The organism is Sinomonas cyclohexanicum (genome assembly GCF_020886775.1).
Lineage (GTDB): Bacteria > Actinomycetota > Actinomycetes > Actinomycetales > Micrococcaceae > Sinomonas > Sinomonas cyclohexanicum.
This window is the reverse complement of sequence record NZ_AP024525.1, coordinates 1,839,408-1,857,423: the sequence shown is the minus strand read 5'-3', so window position 1 is coordinate 1,857,423 and position 18,016 is coordinate 1,839,408. Positions and strand designations below refer to the sequence as shown.

Annotated in this window: 17 protein-coding genes; 2 read left to right on the top strand and 15 right to left on the bottom strand. The window is 70.2% G+C overall.

Annotated elements, in window-relative coordinates; translation table 11 throughout:
* Positions 1–22: 22 nt before the first annotated feature.
* Together map and ppgK are read left to right on the top strand one after the other, a co-directional pair.
* Positions 23–901: a type I methionyl aminopeptidase gene (map, locus tag SCMU_RS08900; protein WP_229232624.1), complete on the top strand. Its 879-nt coding sequence runs from the start codon at positions 23–25 to the stop codon at positions 899–901.
* A gap of 76 nt (positions 902–977) precedes the next feature.
* Positions 978–1,781, top strand: a complete 804-nt coding sequence (ppgK, locus tag SCMU_RS08895; protein WP_229232623.1) for a polyphosphate--glucose phosphotransferase — start codon at positions 978–980, stop codon at positions 1,779–1,781.
* An 87-nt stretch (positions 1,782–1,868) separates the two neighbouring features.
* Here the strand turns inward: ppgK and nrdR are convergent, their stop codons facing one another.
* The 15 genes from nrdR to murG all read right to left on the bottom strand — a co-directional run bounded on the left by nrdR (position 1,869) and on the right by murG (position 18,016).
* Positions 1,869–2,360, bottom strand: coding sequence for a transcriptional regulator NrdR (nrdR, locus tag SCMU_RS08890; protein ID WP_229232622.1), 492 nt, complete (start codon positions 2,358–2,360; stop codon positions 1,869–1,871).
* Positions 2,361–2,482: 122 nt separating this feature from the next.
* A complete protein-coding gene (gene hisD / locus SCMU_RS08885) occupies positions 2,483–3,853 on the bottom strand; it encodes a histidinol dehydrogenase (protein ID WP_443020253.1) in 1,371 nt (456 codons plus the stop codon).
* A gap of 65 nt (positions 3,854–3,918) precedes the next feature.
* Positions 3,919–4,422, bottom strand: coding sequence for a hypothetical protein (locus tag SCMU_RS08880; protein WP_229232621.1), 504 nt, complete (start codon positions 4,420–4,422; stop codon positions 3,919–3,921).
* A 10-nt stretch (positions 4,423–4,432) separates the two neighbouring features.
* On the bottom strand, positions 4,433–7,933 hold the full coding sequence (dnaE, locus tag SCMU_RS08875; RefSeq protein ID WP_229232985.1) for a DNA polymerase III subunit alpha: 3,501 nt from the start codon (positions 7,931–7,933) through the stop codon (positions 4,433–4,435).
* Between the two features lie 146 nt (positions 7,934–8,079).
* Complete coding sequence (locus SCMU_RS08870) at positions 8,080–9,006, bottom strand: RluA family pseudouridine synthase (protein ID WP_229232620.1); 927 nt, start codon at positions 9,004–9,006, stop codon at positions 8,080–8,082.
* The gene (gene lspA, locus SCMU_RS08865) at positions 9,003–9,560 is read right to left on the bottom strand and encodes a signal peptidase II (RefSeq protein WP_229232619.1); all 558 of its coding nucleotides are present in this window, start codon (positions 9,558–9,560) and stop codon (positions 9,003–9,005) included. The genes SCMU_RS08870 and lspA overlap by 4 nt, the downstream gene beginning before the upstream one ends.
* A 129-nt stretch (positions 9,561–9,689) precedes the next feature.
* A complete protein-coding gene (locus tag SCMU_RS08860) occupies positions 9,690–10,355 on the bottom strand; it encodes a DivIVA domain-containing protein (RefSeq protein WP_229232618.1) in 666 nt (221 codons plus the stop codon).
* 137 nt (positions 10,356–10,492) lie between these two features.
* The gene (locus SCMU_RS08855; RefSeq protein WP_229232617.1) at positions 10,493–10,792 is read right to left on the bottom strand and encodes a YggT family protein; all 300 of its coding nucleotides are present in this window, start codon (positions 10,790–10,792) and stop codon (positions 10,493–10,495) included.
* Between the two features lie 12 nt (positions 10,793–10,804).
* Positions 10,805–11,320, bottom strand: a complete 516-nt coding sequence (locus tag SCMU_RS08850; RefSeq protein WP_229232616.1) for a cell division protein SepF — start codon at positions 11,318–11,320, stop codon at positions 10,805–10,807.
* An 81-nt stretch (positions 11,321–11,401) separates the two neighbouring features.
* A complete protein-coding gene (locus SCMU_RS08845) occupies positions 11,402–12,127 on the bottom strand; it encodes a YggS family pyridoxal phosphate-dependent enzyme (RefSeq protein ID WP_229232615.1) in 726 nt (241 codons plus the stop codon).
* Positions 12,120–12,806, bottom strand: coding sequence for a purine nucleoside phosphorylase YfiH/LACC1 family protein (locus tag SCMU_RS08840; RefSeq protein WP_443020292.1), 687 nt, complete (start codon positions 12,804–12,806; stop codon positions 12,120–12,122). Before SCMU_RS08840 ends, SCMU_RS08845 begins: the two co-directional genes overlap by 8 nt.
* Positions 12,807–12,841: 35 nt before the next feature.
* On the bottom strand, positions 12,842–14,080 hold the full coding sequence (ftsZ, locus tag SCMU_RS08835; RefSeq protein WP_229232613.1) for a cell division protein FtsZ: 1,239 nt from the start codon (positions 14,078–14,080) through the stop codon (positions 12,842–12,844).
* A 249-nt stretch (positions 14,081–14,329) separates the two neighbouring features.
* A complete protein-coding gene (locus SCMU_RS08830) occupies positions 14,330–15,424 on the bottom strand; it encodes a cell division protein FtsQ/DivIB (protein WP_229232612.1) in 1,095 nt (364 codons plus the stop codon).
* A gap of 7 nt (positions 15,425–15,431) precedes the next feature.
* Positions 15,432–16,865 (bottom strand): UDP-N-acetylmuramate--L-alanine ligase, encoded by a 1,434-nt coding sequence (gene murC / locus SCMU_RS08825; RefSeq protein WP_229232611.1) that lies wholly within the window; start codon positions 16,863–16,865, stop codon positions 15,432–15,434.
* Positions 16,862–18,016: an undecaprenyldiphospho-muramoylpentapeptide beta-N-acetylglucosaminyltransferase gene (gene murG, locus SCMU_RS08820; RefSeq protein WP_229232610.1), complete on the bottom strand. Its 1,155-nt coding sequence runs from the start codon at positions 18,014–18,016 to the stop codon at positions 16,862–16,864. The genes murC and murG overlap by 4 nt, the downstream gene beginning before the upstream one ends.

Here is an 18,016-nt window from a genome sequence, read left to right as displayed (position 1 = left end):
ACTCGACCAGTAGACTCACCCTATGCCTTCAGCCCCTTCCACGGCACCCATCGGCACGCTTGTGCGCGGCATGGTGAGCCCCGTCCTCCCCGTCCCCGATTCGATCCCGCGCCCCGAGTACGCGTGGAAGAAGGCGCCCGCGAAGTACACCGGATCCAACGTCGTCGCGCCGGAGAAGATCGAGAAGATCCGTGCAGCCAGCAAGATCGCGGCACAGGCGATCGTGGAAGTCGGCAAGCACATCCGCCCGGGGGTCACGACCGACCACCTCGATCGCGTCGGCCACGAGTTCCTCATCGCCCATGGCGCCTATCCGTCCACGCTCGGCTACCGCGGCTTCCCGAAGTCGCTGTGCACGTCGGTCAACGAGGTCATCTGCCACGGGATCCCCGACAGCACGGTGCTCAACGACGGAGACATCGTCAACATCGACATCACCGCGTTCAAGGACGGCGTCCACGGCGACACCAACTTCACGTTCCTGGTCGGCGACGTCGACGAGGAATCGCGGCTCCTCGTCGAGCGGACGCAGGAGTCGCTGCGGCGCGGCATCAAGGCGGTCGCGCCCGGACGCGAGATCAACGTGATCGGCCGCGCCATTGCGGCCTATGCCAAGCGCTTCGGCTATGGCGTCGTGCGCGACTTCACGGGCCATGGCGTCGGCGAGGCCTTCCACTCCGGCCTCATCATCCCGCACTACGACGCCGCGCCGGCCTACAGCACCGTCATGGAGCCCGGCATGGTCTTCACCATCGAGCCGATGCTCACGCTGGGCGGCATCGAGTGGGACATGTGGGAGGACGACTGGACGGTCGTCACCCGCGACCGGAAGCGCACCGCCCAGTTCGAGCACACCCTCCTCGTCACCGACACCGGCGCCGAGATCCTCACGGTTCCTTAGCCGGGCGCGCCCCCTCGTCCCGAGCGCCCCCCTGATCCACCCGCCCCCCTGACCCACCCACCAAGAAGGGCAACGCATGGCCAAGAGCGAGAAGAAGAGCAAGTCCCACCCGACCGTCATCGGCATCGACATCGGCGGCACCGGCATCAAGGGCGGGATTGTCGACCTCAAGAAGGGCAAGCTGGTCGGCGACCGGTATCGCATCGACACGCCCCAGCCGTCGACCCCCGAGGCCGTGGCGGACGTCGTCGCCCACATCGTCGACGAGCTCAGCGGCCGGGATGGTGCGCCGGACGCCGACACCCCGGTGGGCGTGACCTTCCCCGCGATCATCCAGCACGGCGTGGCCCGCTCTGCCGCGAACGTCGACAAGTCCTGGATCGACTACGAGGTGGACAAGGCGTTCACGAAGCGCCTCGGCCGCCCCGTCGAGGTCATCAACGACGCCGACGCGGCCGGCCTCGCGGAGGTGCGGTACGGCGCGGGCGAGGGCGTCAAGGGAACGGTCCTCGTCATCACGCTCGGCACCGGCATCGGCTCGGCCTTCGTTTTCGACGGCAAGCTCGTGCCCAACGCCGAGCTCGGCCACCTCGAGATCGACGGCCATGACGCGGAGACCAAGGCATCGGCCGTGGCGCGCGAGCGCGATGGTCTGAGCTGGGAGGACTACTCGGTGCGGCTGCAGCGCTACTTCGAGCATGTCGAGTTCCTCTTCTCCCCCGAGCTGTTCATCGTGGGCGGCGGCATCTCCAAGAGGTCGGACGAGTACCTGCCCCTGCTCAAGCTGCGCACGCCGATCATCCCCGCGGAGCTGAAGAACGAGGCCGGCATCGTGGGCGCCGCCCTCCAGGTGGCCATCCACCACAAGCTCGCGAAGTAGACAGCGCACGACGTCGAGGGGGCCCGGACAGCTGTCCGGGCCCCCTCGCGCTGGGGTCGTCGCGGTCTCTCGGCGGGGTGCCGCCGACTACGCGCGAGTGGGCGCGGGCTGCAGGCCCACCTGCTCGGCATCAGCCTGCTCGGCGCGGAGCACACCGATCGCCTTCTCGAAGTCGGCGAGCGATTCGAAGTCCTGGTACACGCTCGCGAACCGGAGGTAGGCCACTTGGTCGAGCTTCTTGAGCGGGCCAAGGATCGCGAGGCCGATCTCGTGGGCCTGGATCTCGGCCGAGCCTGCGGAGCGGATGGCTTCCTCGACCTCTTGGGCCAGCAGCGCCAGGTCGTCGTCCGTCACGGGCCGGCCCTTGCACGCCTTGCGGACGCCGGTGATGACCTTGGACCTGCTGAAGGGCTCGGCCGCCCCGGAGCGCTTGAGCACCGTCAGGCTCGTCGTCTCCATGGTCGTGAACCGGCGGCCGCACTCGGGGCACTGCCGGCGGCGCCGGATCGCCGAGCCATCATCTTGGAGGCGGCTGTCGACGACGCGGGAATCGCGGTTGCGGCAGAACGGGCAGTACACAGCGTCAATGTTACTGAGCGGGTGGCGGGCACCACAAGCTCCGACCACAAGATGTAGTGTCCGTGACACTACGTGTAGGGGTAGCGAGGTGTCGGTTCGGCGCGTTCCGCCCGCGTGCCGGCTCAGTCGCGGGCGAACCGCGCGTCTACCGCGTCACCATGCGCGGGGAGGTCTTCCGCGTCCGAGAGGCTACGGATGTAGGGCGCGACCTCGGACAGCCCGGACTCGGAGTAGTCGATGATCTGGATGGCCCGCAGGAACGTCGTGACGTTGAGGCCCGACGAGAACGCGGCCGTTCCCGAGGTCGGCAGCACGTGGTTCGATCCCGCGCAGTAGTCTCCGAGACTCACCGGGCTGTAGTCGCCCACGAAGATCGCGCCAGCGTTGCGGATGCGGGCGGCGACGGCGGGGGCGTCCGCCGTCATGATCTCGAGATGCTCCGCCGCGTACGCGTCGCACACGGCGATGCCGGCCTCGAGGCTGTCGACGAGGACTGCCCCCGACTGTTCCCCCGAGAGCGCCTCGATGACGCGGTCGCGATGCTTGGTGCGGGTGGCGAGCACGGCGAGCTGCTCATGCACCTTCCCGGCAAGCTCTGGCGAATCCGTGACGAGCACGCTGCCCGCACGCGGATCATGCTCGGCCTGGCTGATCAGATCGGCGGCGACAAGCTCGGGCCGGGCCGTGGCATCGGCCAGGATGGCGATCTCGGTGGGACCCGCCTCGGCGTCGATGCCGACCACACCCTTGACGAGTCGCTTGGCCGTGGCGACGAAGATGTTGCCGGGGCCGGTCACGACGTCCACCGGCGCGAGAGCGGGAAGCTCCCCCGCGACGTCGTGCGCGCCAGGGATCCCGTACGCGAAGGTGACGATCGCCTGTGCGCCGCCGATCGCGTAGACCTCGTCGATGCCCAGGAGCGCAGCCGCGGCGAGGATCGTCGGGTGCGGAAGGCCCCCGTTGTCCTTCTGCGGCGGAGAGGCCAGCGCGATCGACGCGACGCCCGCGGCCTGGGCGGGGACCACGTTCATGACGACGCTCGACGGGTACACCGCGAGCCCGCCGGGGACGTACAGGCCCACGCGGCCCACCGGAACCCAGCGCTGCGTGACGGACGCGCCCGCGCCGGGGTGCACAGTCACGTCCGCCGGGACCTGCGCGGCGGCGAACGCGCGCGCCCGATCGATCGACTCCGTCAGCGCCGCCCTCACCGCGGGGTCGAGGCCATCGAGGGCAGAGGCGATGGCCTCGGCGGGCACGCGGGGGTGTCGCTGCTGGACGCCGTCGAACTTCGCGGCCAGATAGCTCAGCGCGGCGAAGCCCCGCGCACGGACATCCTCGATGATGCCGCGGACGGCGTCCTCGACGCTCGCGCCGTCGCCGGCCGTCAGCCGCGGCACGACGGCGCGCAGCTGGGCGAGCCCGAGGCTCTGGCCTCGGAGGTCGATCGTGCGGAAGGCGGGCGAAGATAGGATGGAGGCGCCGGAAGTCACCGATCCAGTCTACCGGCGGCTCAGGGGCGCCCCCGTCGCCCCCCACCGTGGCTCGAGCCCGGCGATCAGTCCTGGTCGTCGCGGGGCGGCGCCCACCACAGAGTGGTCAGCGCGAGGACGGCCAGCGCCACGACGGCCGGCCAGACCGCGAGGGAGCTCAGTGCCCCCAGGCCGAATGCCGATTCGGGCACCGAGGGGCTGACCCCTCGGGTCCCAAGTACCCTGGTGAGCCCGACCCCGGTGCCCCAGGCGGCGAACGTGCCGAGGACGCTCCCGGCCAAGGCCGCCAGCCCCTTGTTCGGCAGGCCGGCACGCCTCCGTGTCGCGGCGAGCAGGACGGTGATCGTCAGGCCCGCGAGGAGGCCGAGGCCTGCGAAGACCAGGTCCCGCTCGTCCCAGCTCTGGTAGTCGCTGCCCGATCCGTACAGGAGTCCCCCAGGCGCCGCGACGGCCCACACCGTGCCCAGGACGAGGCCTGCGAGGACGGGGAAGACGATCCATCGGACGATCGACATCCGTTCGGCCCGCGCTGGCTCCTGCGGCACGGGGGTCGGAGGCGTCGCGCTCATCGGGGCAGCCTCACGCATCGAGGCACGCCGGGCCGAGGAGGACCTTGAGGTCCCCGAAGAGGGCAGGGTTGGGGTTCACCCGCAGGTGCGGCGGAAGGGTCATGACGGCCACCCTGTCCCGCTCGCGGACGTGGACCCTGACCTCCGAATTGCCGCGGTGGCTGCGCAGGATCTCCCCCAGCTGGCCGATTCGCTCCTCGCTCGCGCGATGCTCGAGGATCTTGATGTCGACCGGACCGCCCTCGGCGCTCGTGAGGTCTGGGATGCTCATCTCCATGGCGCTCAGGGAGACCGCCCCATCGTCGCGTCGCTGCACCCGTCCCTTGATCACGACGATGAGGTCCTCGGCGAGGACTGCGGCGATCGGGCCGTAGACCTGCCCGAAGAACATCACCTCGATCGACGCCCCGAGGTCCTCGATCTCAGCGCGCGCGTACGGATTGCCACTGGACTTCGAGATGCGGCGGCTCAGTGACGTGATCATGCCGGCGATCGTCACGATCGCACCGTCGTGGGGGCCGTCATCCGCGAGGATGGACGCGATGTCCACCTCGGCGGCCGCCCCGAGGACGCCCTCAAGGCCCTGCAGGGGGTGATCGGAGACGTAAAGGCCGAGCATCTCGCGTTCGAAGCTGAGCTTGTCCTTCTTCTCCCACTCGGGCAGGTCAGGAACCTCCACGCTCAGGCCCGCGTGCGGCGTGTCGTCGCCGAACGCGCTGAACAGGTCGAACTGGTTGTTCGCCTCATTGCGCTTGAGCGTGATGACGGCGTCGATGGCCTCTTCATGGATCATCGCGAGGGACCGCCTGGTATCCCCGAGCGAATCGAACGCCCCGGCCTTGACGAGCGACTCGATCGTCCGCTTGTTGCACACGACGGCGGGCACCTTCTGCAGGAAGTCCGCGAACGAGGTGTACTTGCCCTTCTCGGCGCGCGTCTCGACCATGGCGTTGACCACGTTGGTTCCGACGTTGCGGATGGCTCCCATGCCGAAGCGGATGTCGTCGCCGACCGGGGTGAAGGTCAGCTCGGACTCGTTCACATCCGGCGGGAGGACCGTGATGCCCATGTGCCGGCACTCGTTGAGGTACATGGCCGACTTGTCCTTGTCGTCGCCCACGGACGTCAGCAGGGCGGCCATGTACTCGGCCGGGTAATGCGCCTTGAGGTACGCGGTCCAGTACGAGACGACGCCGTAGGCGGCCGAGTGGGCCTTGTTGAAGGCGTAGTCGGAGAACGGGAGGAGGATGTCCCAGAGGGTCTGGATGGCCTCCTTCGAGTAGCCGTTGTCGAGCATTCCCTGCGAGAAGCCGGCGAACTGCTTGTCGAGCTCCGACTTCTTCTTCTTGCCCATCGCGCGGCGGAGGATGTCGGCCTGTCCGAGCGAGTAGCCGGCGAGCTTCTGCGCGACGGCCATGACCTGCTCCTGGTACACGATGAGGCCGTAGGTGCCGCCGAGGATGTCCTTGAGGGGCTCCTCGAGCTCGGGGTGGATCGGGATCACCGGCTGCTGCCCGTTCTTGCGCAGCGCATAGTCCGTGTGCGCATTCGCGCCCATCGGGCCGGGACGGTAGAGGGCGAGGACGGCCGAGATGTCCTCGAAGTTGTCCGGCTTCATGAGCTTCAGGAGCGAGCGCATGGGGCCGCCGTCGAGCTGGAACACGCCCAGCGTGTCGCCGCGGGCGAGCAGGTCGTAGGAGGCCGCGTCGTCGAGCTCGAGCCGCTCGAGGTCGAGGTCGACACCTCGGTTGCGCTTCACATTCTCGAGGGCGTCCGAGATGATCGTGAGGTTTCGCAGCCCGAGGAAGTCCATCTTGATCAGGCCGAGGCCCTCGCAGGTCGGGTAGTCGAACTGCGTGATGACCTGTCCGTCCTGGATGCGGCGCATGATCGGTACGACGTCGATGATCGGGTCGGAGGACATGATGACGCCCGCCGCGTGGACGCCCCACTGGCGCTTGAGGCCCTCGAGGCCGATCGCGGTGTCGAACACCTTGCGGGACTCGGGGTCGGTCTCGAGCAGCTGGCGGAAGTCGCCGGCCTCCCCGTACCGCTTGGCCTCCTTGTCATGGATGTCCGCGAGCGGGATGTCCTTGGCCATGACGGCCGGCGGAAGGGCCTTGGTCAGGGTCTCGCCCATCGAGAACGGGTAGCCGAGCACGCGCGCTGAGTCCTTGAGCGCCTGCTTGGTCTTGATCGTGCCGTACGTGACGATCATGGACACGCGGTCGTCGCCGTATTTGCGGGTGACGTAGTCGATGACCTCGGGGCGGCGACGGTCGTCGAAGTCGACGTCGAAGTCGGGCATCGACACGCGGTCCGGATTGAGGAAGCGCTCGAAGATGAGCCCGTGGCGGAGCGGGTCCAGATCGGTGATGCGCATCGCGTACGCGACCATGGAGCCCGCGCCGGAGCCGCGGCCGGGCCCGACGCGGATCCCGTTGTCCTTGGCCCAGTTGATGAAGTCCGCGACCACGAGGAAGTAGCCGGAGAAGCCCATCGTGCTGATGATCCCGAGCTCGTACTCGGCCTGCTTGCGCACGTCGTCGGGGATGCCGGAGGGGTACCGGTAGGCCAGGCCCCGCTCGACCTCCTTGACCAGCCAGGAGTCCTCGTCCTCCCCCGGCGGGCATGGGAAGCGGGGCATGAAGTTGTCCTTCGTGAAGGACACCCCGCACCGCTCGGCGATCACGAGCGTGTTGTCGCACGCCTCGGGGAGCTCCCGGAACAGCTCTCGCATCTCCTGCGGTGACTTGAGGTAGTACCCGGTGCCCGAGAATGCGAAGCGGGAACCCCCGTTGTCGTAGCTCGGGTCCAGGAGCGTCGACCCGGACTGGATCGCCAGCAGCGCCTCGTGCGCCTTGGCATCGTGCTCATGGGTGTAGTGGAGGTCATTCGTGGCCACGAGCGGGATGTTGAGCTCACGGGCGAGCCGCAGCAGGTCCTCGCGGATGCGCCGCTCGATGGACAGGCCATGGTCCATGAGCTCGCAGTAGTAGTTCTCGGCGCCGAAGATGTCGCGGAACTCCGCGGCCGCCTCGAGGGCCTCACGGTACTGGCCGAGCCTGAGACGGGTCTGGACCTCACCGGAGGGGCAGCCCGTGGTGGCGATGAGCCCCTCCGAATAGGTGCTGAGCAGCTCGCGGTCCATGCGCGGCCACTTGCCGAAGACCGAGTCGAGCGAGGCGAGCGACGACGCGCGGAACAGGTTGCGCATGCCCGTGTTGTTGTAGCTCAGCAGCGTCATGTGCGTGTAGGCGCCGCCGCCCGAGATGTCGTCGCTGCGCTGGGACTCGTCGCCCCAGCGCACGCGCGACTTGTCCGTGCGGTGCGTGCCCGGGGTGACATACGCCTCAACGCCGATGATCGGCTTGATCCCCGCGTCGGTGGCCTTGCGCCAGAAGTCGTGGGCGCCGAAGAGGTACCCGTGGTCGGTGATCGCCAGGGCCGGCATCTCCAGCCGGTTCGCCTCCGCGAACAGGTCTCCGAGCTTCGCCGCGCCATCGAGCATCGAGTACTCGGTGTGGGTGTGGAGGTGGACGAAGGAACCGCTGGAAGTCACCGCACCAGTCTAGGCGCGCGCCGCCCCAGGTTCGGTGAGGCACGACGGCGGCCACTCGCCGTCGTGCGCGCAGGGCCGGCTCGCGCCGGGGTGCTTCAGACGCGGCCCTCGCGCAGCGCCTCGAGGGCGTACTCCAGATCCGCGGGGTACGGGCTCACGGCCTCGACACGGTCCCCAGTGCGCGGGTGGGCGAACGCGAGCCGGTGCGCGTGGAGCCACTGGCGGGTGAGTCCCAGATCGGCGGCGAGGCGCGGATCCGCGCCGTAGGTGAGGTCAGCCGCGCACGGGTGGCGCAGCGCCGCGAAGTGGACCCGGATCTGGTGGGTGCGGCCGGTCTCGAGGTGGACCTCGACGAGGCTCGCGCGGCCGAACGCCTCGATGACCTCGTAGTGGGTCACGGACGGACGTCCGTCCTCGACGACCGCGAACCGCCAGTCGTAGCCGGGGTGGCGTCCGATCGGCGCATCGATCGTGCCTTCAAGGGGGTCAGGGATGCCCTGCACGAGCGCGTGGTACACCTTCTCGACCGTGCGGTCCTTGAACGCCTGCTTGAGCACCGTGTACGCATGCTCGGTCTTGGCCACGACCATGGCGCCGGAGGTCCCGACATCGAGGCGGTGCACGATGCCGGCCCGCTCCGGGGCGCCCGAGGTGGAGATCCGGAAGCCGGCGGCCGCGAGACCGCCCACCACGGTGGGACCGACCCATCCGGGCGACGGGTGCGCCGCCACACCCACCGGCTTGTCGACGACCACGAAGTCCTCGTCGTCGATGAGGATCTCGAGTCCGTCCACCTTCTCAACCACCACTTCCAGAGGGTCACGCGTCTCGGGCCGTTCGAGGACGAGCTCGTCCCCGGCCGCGAGCTTTGCCGATTTGGCCACTGCCTTGCCCTTGAGCTGCACATGGCCGCCGGCGAGGAGCGCTGCCGCGGCCGAGCGCGAGACGGCCAGGAGCTCGGCGAGGACGGCATCCGCGCGGGCCCCCGCGAGTTCGTCGGGGACGGAGAGTCGTTCAGTCATGACCGGGCCTCCGGGCCATCTTCGTCCGGGCCTCCTCCGCCAGCGGGCCCCTCCCCTCCCGGGGTCTCCTCGGCCGCTCCGGCCTGCCGCCGCTGGCGCGTCCCATCGGGTGAGAGTCCCACGAGAGTCAGGAGGCACACGAGGATGACCCCGCACACGACTGCCGAGTCGGCGACGTTGAAGATCGCGAAGTTGGGCAGCGAGATGAAGTCGACCACGTGGCCCATGCCGAAGGACGGCTCACGGAAGAGCCGGTCGGTGAGGTTGCCGAGCGCGCCGCCCAGGACGAGCCCCAGGGCTGTCCCCCACCACAGCGCTCGCACCTTCCGCGCATAGACCAGGATCCCGACCGAGACCACGGTCATGACGATCGTGAAGACCCACGTGACCCCCTCACCGATCGAGAAGGCCGCTCCCGAGTTGCGGATGTAGTACCACTGCAGCAGCGGCGGCAGGACCGGGATCCGCTCCCCCTCCACCATGGTGCTGGTGACCCACAGCTTGGTCAGCTGATCGGCGGTGTACGCGATAGCCGCGACGAGGGCAAGGAGCACGACGGCGACGCGCCGCCGCCGCTGTCCCGTCGCCGGGGCGTGGGGGGGTTGTTTCCATGCTTCTTTCCGATGGCAACGCAAGGCCGGCGGCCGCCTGTGGCGGGCGCCGGCCTTGCGGGCTGAGGCTGATCAGACCTCGGCGTTGTCAGAGATCTCGGCCGTGGCGACGGAGCCGCGGGCCTCGAGGTCGCGCAGCTGGCCCTCGATGTAGTTCTTGAGGCGCGAGCGGTAATCGCGCTCGAACCCGCGGAGCTGCTCGACCTTGCGCTCGAGCACCGAGCGCTGCTGCTCGAGGGCGCCGAGGGTCTTGCGGGACTTCTCCTGTGCCTCGTTGACGAGGCTGCTGGCCTCGATCTGGGCCTCGGCGATGATCTTGTCGCGCTGGTCTATGCCGTCCTGGACGTGCTTGTCGTGCATCTGCTGCGCCATGGCGAGCAGCCCGGCGGCAGACTCCGCTGCCGAGGACCGGCCGGCGGCACCCTGCGGTGCTTGGGCAGCAGCGGGCGCCACCGGGGCGGCCTGCGTCGGGGCGGGGACCTCGGCGGCCTTCGCGGGCTGCGGCTTGGCCTCCTCGCGGACCTCCTGTGCAGCCGGCTTCTCGGCAGCCTGCGGGGCGCCCTGCTTGCCGGAGAGCTCGGCGACCTTCTTGCGGAGCTCGTCGTTCTCCTGGTTCAGGCGGCGGAGCTCGATGACGATCTCGTCAAGGAAGTCGTCGACCTCATCCTGGTCGTAGCCTTCGCGGAACTTTGTCGGCTGGAACCGCTTGTTGACAACGTCTTCTGGCGTCAGAGCCATCTGCTCACCTCATTGGTCTAATCGGTCAGGCAGCCTGCGCCACCATGACTACCGTATCTGAATTGTTACGCTCCGCTCCACTCAGCACTCCGGGCGGTGCGCCCGTGCGGGCTGGGAGCGAGCGTGCTGGGACGAACCTACCGGACATTTCCGGCAAGCCCCGAAACGATCGCCATTGCGATGACGACCACGATGACGAGGACGATGAAGGCGATGTCGAGGCTCACTGCCCCGAGCCGGAGCGGCTTGAACCAGCGCCGGGACAGCTTCATGGGCGGGTCCGTCACCGAGTACACCGCACTGGCGGCGACGAGTGCGGCGCCCCGGGGGCGCCAGGAGCGTGCGAAGGACTGCACCCAGTCGAAGACGAGCCGGGCGACGAGTGAGATGAAGAACAGCTCGAGGACGAGGTACAGGATGGCGAACAGAATGCCCATGAAGACAGTGAATCAGCTTTGGTTGAAGAATGTGGCCTGACCGTCGGCCGCCTTCTTGTCCTCGCCGAGGACCTCGATGTTCGACGGCGAGAGCAGGAATACCTTGTTCGTGACCCGCTCGATGCTTCCGTGGAGGCCGAAGACGAGCCCAGCGGAGAAGTCCACGAGCCGCTTCGCGTCCGCCTCGCCCATGTCGGTCACGTTCATGATCACCGGGATCCCCTCACGGAAGCTCTCGCCGATGATCTTTGCGTCGTTGTACGAGCGCGGGTGGACGGTGGTGATCTGGCGCAGCCCGCCGTCATTGCGCACGGCGGCCGCTCGCTTGATGGGGGTCACCGGAGCACGGTACTCCTCGACCTCGGCAGGGGCCGTCTCCCGGGTGGCCAGAGCCGTGCGGCGGTCCTCGCGCTCAGTGTGCACTGGCTGCTCCTCTTCCGTCCGTGCGTGGGGGGCCTCGGTCTCGAACTGCTCCTCGCCGTCCGCCAGACCGAGGTAGATCATCGTCTTGCGCAGAGCACCAGCCATGCTCGACTCCTGTCCTCGGGCCCATCCGGGTGCAAACGCAGCGCCGGGTCGCTCGGCCCAGAAGGTCCCGGCAGTTTGAAGCTACCGCACGGTCGGGCGCGGGCCGAGGACATCAGTGCCAATGCGCAGGTGTGTCGCGCCCGCCGCCACCGCGGCCTCGAGGTCCTGGCTCATGCCCGCCGAAACCATCGTCGCCGCGGGAAAGCGCTCCCTCACGCGCTCGGACACCGCGGCGAGCCGGGCAAACGCCGCGGCCGGATCGCCGCCCAGAGGCGCCACGGCCATGACCCCCGCGAGAGCCAGGCGAGAGGTTCCCTCGATGAGTTCGGCGAGGGCAGGCACCTCGTCGGGGAGCGCGCCCCCGCGACCCGACGTCGTCGCCCTCGGATCGAGGTTGACCTGCACGAGGCACCTCAGGTCATCGTCGCGTCCCGAGCTCTCCATGGCCTTCCCGAGGGCGGCCACGAGGGCGGGGCGGTCGACCGAATGCACCGTGTCGGCATAGCGGACCACGCTCTTGGCCTTGTTGGTCTGGAGCTGCCCGATGAAGTGCCAGGTCAGCGGGATCCCCTCGAGCTCGGCGGCCTTCCCTGAGGCCTCCTGGTCCCGGTTCTCGCCCACGTCCGTCACGCCGAGGTCGGCGAGGAGCCGCACGTCCGAGGCAGGGTGGAACTTCGTCACGACGATCAGCCGGGGCAGGTCGGTACGGCCCGCGGCCCGGCACGCCGCCGTGATGCGCTCGTTGACCCTCGCGAGATTGTCCGCGAGCTCGGCACGGCGCGACCGCTCGGCCGGTGCCTCAGCCATGCGCCCACACCAGGCCCGCGATCCGGCCGACGCCGGGCTCCCGGCGGTGCGAGAAGAACTCGCCGTGCTCGAACGTGCAGGCCTCGGCGTCGCGGTGCACCGTGACCCCGGCCGCCTCGAGCTGGGAACGGACGCCCGCGGGGAGGTCGAGTGCGGGTGTCCCCCAGCGTGTCGTCGCGGCAGTACCGGGGACCAGCGCGTCCACCTCGTCCCGCATGGCCGAGGGCACCTCGTAGCACTGCCCGCAGATGCTCGGGCCGAGCCAGGCCTCGAGCCCGTCAGCGCCGGCAGCGCGCAGCCGGGACACGGCCTCGGCCACGACGCCGGAGGCGAGCCCAGGCCGGCCCGCATGGACCGCGGCCAAGGCGGGGGCGCCATCGCCGAACTCCCCCACCAGCACGAGCGGGACACAGTCCGCGACCATGACGGCCACCGGCGCGCCGCGGGACAGGAGGGCGTCGGCAGTCGGCACCGGGTCCTCCCCCGCCCACACCGCGTCGCGCCCGTGGACCTGGCTCATGTACTGGAACGCAGGGACGCCCGCAGCCGAGGCGAGGCGCGCGCGGTGGCGCCGCACGGCGTCGTCGTCATCGCCGACGTGGAACGCCAGATTCCCCGCGGCGGTCTGAGTGAACGCGACGGTGACGCCGGGACGGACGTCCCGGCGCCACCAGAAGATGCCGTCGCCGCGCTGCGCCTCAGTCAAGCCCAGGCTCACTTGAGGAAGTCGGGCACGTCGAGGTCGTCGTTGCGGTTGCCCGACAGGTCGGGCTCGACCACGGCGGGGAGCTCGACGTCGAAGCCACCGTCTGCCGGCAGGCTCGTCCGGCCCTGGCTCCACTGGCTCAGCCCAGCGTGGGCGTGCGTCGGCTGGGACACGCGCGGCGCGGCGGACGGCGCCGGCGGCATGCCGTTGCCCGCGGAGGGGGCGGGGGCCGCGGACGCGACGGCCGACGCCGCGGGGGCCGCGGCCGCCTTGACGTCCTCAAGCGACGGCGAGGTGGCCTGGACATCGTCGAAGCCTGCCGCGATGACCGTGACGCGCGCCTCGTCGCCGAGGGCATCGTCGATGACGGCACCGAAGATGATGTTCGCCTCCGGGTGCGCGACCTCCTGGACAAGGCGTGCGGCCTCGTTGATCTCGAAGAGGCCCAGATCGCTGCCGCCCTGGATGGACAGGAGCACGCCGTGCGCGCCGTCGATCGATGCCTCGAGGAGCGGCGACGCGATCGCGAGCTCTGCGGCCTTGACCGCGCGGTCCTCGCCGCGGGCCGAGCCGATGCCCATGAGCGCGGAGCCCGCACCCTGCATGACGGACTTGACGTCCGCGAAGTCGAGGTTGATCAGGCCCGGGGTCGTGATGAGGTCCGTGATGCCCTGGACACCGGAGAGCAGGACCTGGTCGGCGGAGCGGAACGCGTCGAGGACTGAGACGTTGCGGTCGCTGATCGAGAGCAGGCGATCGTTCGGGATGACGATGAGCGTGTCGACCTCGTCGCGGAGCGCCTCGATGCCGTTCTCGGCGCTCGTGGCGCGCCGGCGGCCTTCGAACGTGAAGGGGCGGGTCACGACTCCGATGGTCAGCGCGCCGAGGCTGCGGGCGATGCGGGCCACGACCGGCGCCCCGCCCGTGCCGGTGCCGCCGCCCTCTCCGGCGGTGACGAAGACCATGTCTGCCCCGCGCAGAACCTCTTCGATCTCATCCGCGTGGTCCTCGGCGGCCTGGCGGCCCACCTCGGGGTTGGCGCCCGCACCGAGGCCCCGCGTGAGCTCACGGCCTACATCGAGCTTGACGTCCGCATCGCTCATCAGCAGCGCCTGGGCGTCGGTGTTGATGGCAATGAACTCCACGCCTCGCAGACCGACCTCGATCATGCGGTTGACTGCGTTCACGCCACCGCCGCCAATGCCGACGACCTTGATGACGGCCAAGTAGTTCTGCGGTGCTGCCACGTTGAGTGTCCCTTGTTCGAAAGCCTGCTGGATCTGCAAGAACCCCGGAGTCCACAACCTTAACCCTCAGCTTGAAGGTTATAGTTATGTCAAGTTGCTCTTAGGAAGACGGTATGGTCCGCCCACGGGGCGTGCAACGACCGCCTAGGCGTGTCGCGCCATTGCCGCGCCCGTCCTCGCCACCAATCCACTTTGCCACACGTCCCACCCGCGCCCCGGACTCGGCACCCCTCACGGCACCGAACCCGGTCATCGGGTCACAGGATGGCGAGGGGTGCTCACGTCGAAGACGCTCGGCCGCGCCTGGCCCTTCTCAGGGGTCGCCTTCATGAGGGCCTCGAGGACCTTGGCCTTGAGCTCACGGTCGTCGGCATTGCCCCAGACCACCGTGCGGCCGTCGGAGAGCTTGAGCTCCACCGAGTCGGGAGACTGCGCCGACGCCGTTGCCAGCTGGGCCAAGATGTCTGCCGGAAGCGCTGCCAGGACCGCGGTGACAGACCGGAACACGGCCTGACCCATGGGCATGGCCGAGCCGTCGATCACGGGCACCGCGTACTGCGAGGTGTCTGCGGCGTCGCCCAGCACCACACCGTCCCCGTCCACGACCAGGAGCTTGCCGCCCTGCTTGACGAGCGCCACGGGAACGCGCTCGACGATCTCGACCACGAGCGTGCTCGGCGGAACAGCACGCGCCCTCGCGCTCTTGACCTGTACGAACTGGCTCAGGAGCCGCTCCACCTGATCCGTGCCGACCAGGGCCAAGGGCTTGCCCCGGACGGGCTCGAGCGCGGACTCCACCTGCCGCGGCTGCAGCAGGTGCGTGCCCTGCACGGTGATGGTGCGCGCCGAGACCAGCGGCGTGAACAGCAGCACCGCGAACAGCGCCGCCACGAGCGCGACCGCCACGCCGAGGCCGATCAGCACGCGCCGTCGCCGGCGCCTGCCCGGAGACTCCGGAAAGGCGAGCACGTCGGCCTCGCCCGGCTCGGCTGAGCGCGCCTCGACCGTGCGCTTGGCCCGCGGTGCGGAGCGACGCGGGAACCCGAACCGTCCTCGTCCTTCGACCCGCTCTCTGGTCTCGGGGCCCGCGGCCCGCGTGATCTCGGCGTCGGACGACGGCGCGCCGGTCGCCGCCGCGGGTCCGGTCGCCCCCCACGCAGGAGACTCATGCTGCTCCCCGCCTGACGGGGCCAAGAGCGTGACCTTCGCCCCGCGCGCCGTGACCTTCCCGACGGAGGCCTCCCCGCTGCTGGCCTTTCCCGCCGGCGGCGGGGCGGCGCCGTCGTGCGTCGGTCCAGCTGGGGCGGACCCCGCCGAGCGGGGGACCCTCGGCACCCTGGGCACGCGGGGACTAGGCGCCATGCGGCGCCCCGGGGTCGGTGCCACCGGCCGTGGCGCCTGACCGGGCGCCCAGCTCAGCGAGGATCTGGGCGCCCTGGAATGTCACGTCCCCGGCGCCCACGGTGAGCACGATGTCCCCCGGCCTCGCCGCCCCTGCGATCTCCGTGACGGCGCGCTCGACGCTCGGTGCGTACGCACCGCGCGCGAGGTGCGCCGTCACGAGCTCGCTCGTGACCCCGGGGATCGGGTCCTCGCGGGCCGGGTAGATGTCCATGACGCGGACGGTGTCGGCGGCAGTCAGCGCCTGGGCGAACTCTGCCGCGAACTCGCGGGTGCGGGAGAACAGGTGCGGCTGGAACAGCACGTGGACCCCGTGGCCGCCGGCCACCGCCCGTGCTGCTGCCAGCGCCGCCCTCACCTCGGTGGGGTGATGCGCGTAGTCGTCGAACACGCGGACGCCGCCCGCCTCTCCCTTGAGTTCAAAGCGCCTCGCCGCCCCCGCGAAGTCGGCGAGCGAGGCCGCGGCACGCTCGGGGTCCGCCCCGGCGTCGACGGCCGCGGCGAACGCCCCGGCCGCGTTGAGCGCGTTGTGGAGGCCCGGCACATGCAGGGGCAGTGCGTACGTCCGCCCGTCCCAGACCACCTCGGAGCCGGCGGGATCGAAGCGCACGTGGACGTCGGCGTCCTCCGCCGTGCCGTACGTGAGGACGCGCGGTGCGCCGTCCCGGTCGCGGATCCGATCGGCGAGCGCACGGGCACCGGGATCGTCCGCGCACGCGAGCACAAGGCCCTGCTCGGGCACGAGGGCCGCGAACGCGTCGAACGCGGCGTGGACGGCCTCGGCCGTGCCGTAATGGTCCAGATGGTCCGCCTCGACGTTGGTGATGACCTCGGTCAGGGGGCGGTAGTTGAGGAACGACTCGTCGGACTCATCCGCCTCGGCGACGAAGATGTCGGTCTCACCCGCCGCGGCGTTGACCCCGAGGGCGGGCACGTTCGCACCGATCGCGAAGCTCGGGTCGAGCCCCGCGCCCCGCAGCATCCACGTGGTCATGGACGTCGTGGTGGTCTTCCCGTGCGTGCCCGCGACCGCGATGACGCGGTTGCCGGCCATCGCCGCGGCGAGCGCCTCGGACCGGTGCAGCACCTTCAGGCCGCGGGCCGCGGCCTGAACGAGCTCGGGGTTGTCGGGCCGGATCGCCGAGCCGCGGACCACCGTGTCAGCGTCGCCGACGTTCTCGGCGGCATAGCCCACGGCGATCCGGGCGCCGAGGGCCGCGAGGTCGGCCATGACCGGCAGGTCCTTCGCGTCGGAGCCCGACACCGGCACGCCCCGGGCCACCATGACGCGTGCGACGGCGGACATGCCGACTCCGCCGACTCCCACGAAGTGGACCCGGCCGAGCTCGGCGAGCCCCTCCGGAAGCGTCTGGTTGGCGCTCATGCGCGTGTTCCCTCCTGAGTCCTGTCCTCTGCGGCCGCGATGACCATCGCCGCCATCTGCGCGTCCGCGTCGCGGATGCCCTGGCCGGCGGCGGCCTGGGACATCGACGCGAGCCGTTGGCTGTCCCCGAGGAGCGGCAGCACGTTGGCCTCGAGCCACTCCGGGGTGAAGTCCGCGTCCCTGACCATGAGGGCTGCGCCGGCGTCGACGAGCCCGCGCGCGTTGAGTGCCTGCTCCCCGTTGCCGATCGGCAGCGGCACGAACACGGCGGGGAGGCCGACGGCGGCCACCTCGGACACCGTGCCAGCGCCCGAGCGGCACACGATGAGGTCAGCGGCCGCGTACGCCGTCTCCATGCCGTCGACGAACTCGACCTGGCGGTAGCCGGGCGCGGTGAGCGGCGCACCGTCGGGACCGCTCACGGTCTTGCCGCGTCCCGTGATGTGCAGGGTCTGGATGCCTGCGCGGGCGAGGGTGCCCAGCGAGGAAGCGATCGTGCGGTTGAGGCTGGCCGCTCCGAGCGACCCGCCCGTGACCACCATGGTGGTCTGGTCAGGATCGAGGCCCAGGCGCGTGCGGGCCCCGGATCGGGCGGAGGCACGGTCAAGGCCCGAGACCTCGGGCCGCATCGGCATGCCCACGAGCCGTGAATGTCTCAGCTTCGTGGCGGCGAACGCCCTGCCCACCCGCTCGGTGAACATCGCTCCGACGCGGTTGGCGAGCCCCGGCCGCGTGTTGGCCTCGTGGATCACGATCGGCACGCCGCGACGCCTCGCCGCGAGGTACATGGGGGTGCACACGTACCCGCCGACGCCGACCAGGACGTCCGCCTCAGCCTGGTCGAGGACCGCCTCGGACTGGCGCACTGCGGCCGCGAAGCGGCGAGGGAACCTCAGGAGGTCCACAGTGGGCTTCCGCGGGAGCGGCACGCGGTCGATCACTGCCAGCTCGAATCCGGCTGCGGGGACAATCCGGGTCTCCATCCCGCTGGCGGTGCCGACCGCGAGGATCCGCGCCCCCGGGGCGGCCCTGACGACGGCACGCGCGATGGCGAGCAGCGGGCTGATGTGCCCGGCGGTTCCACCGCCCGCGAGTACCACGGACGGTCGGGGCGCCGGGGACGGGTTGCGGTCCGGATCCTCGTGGGGCAT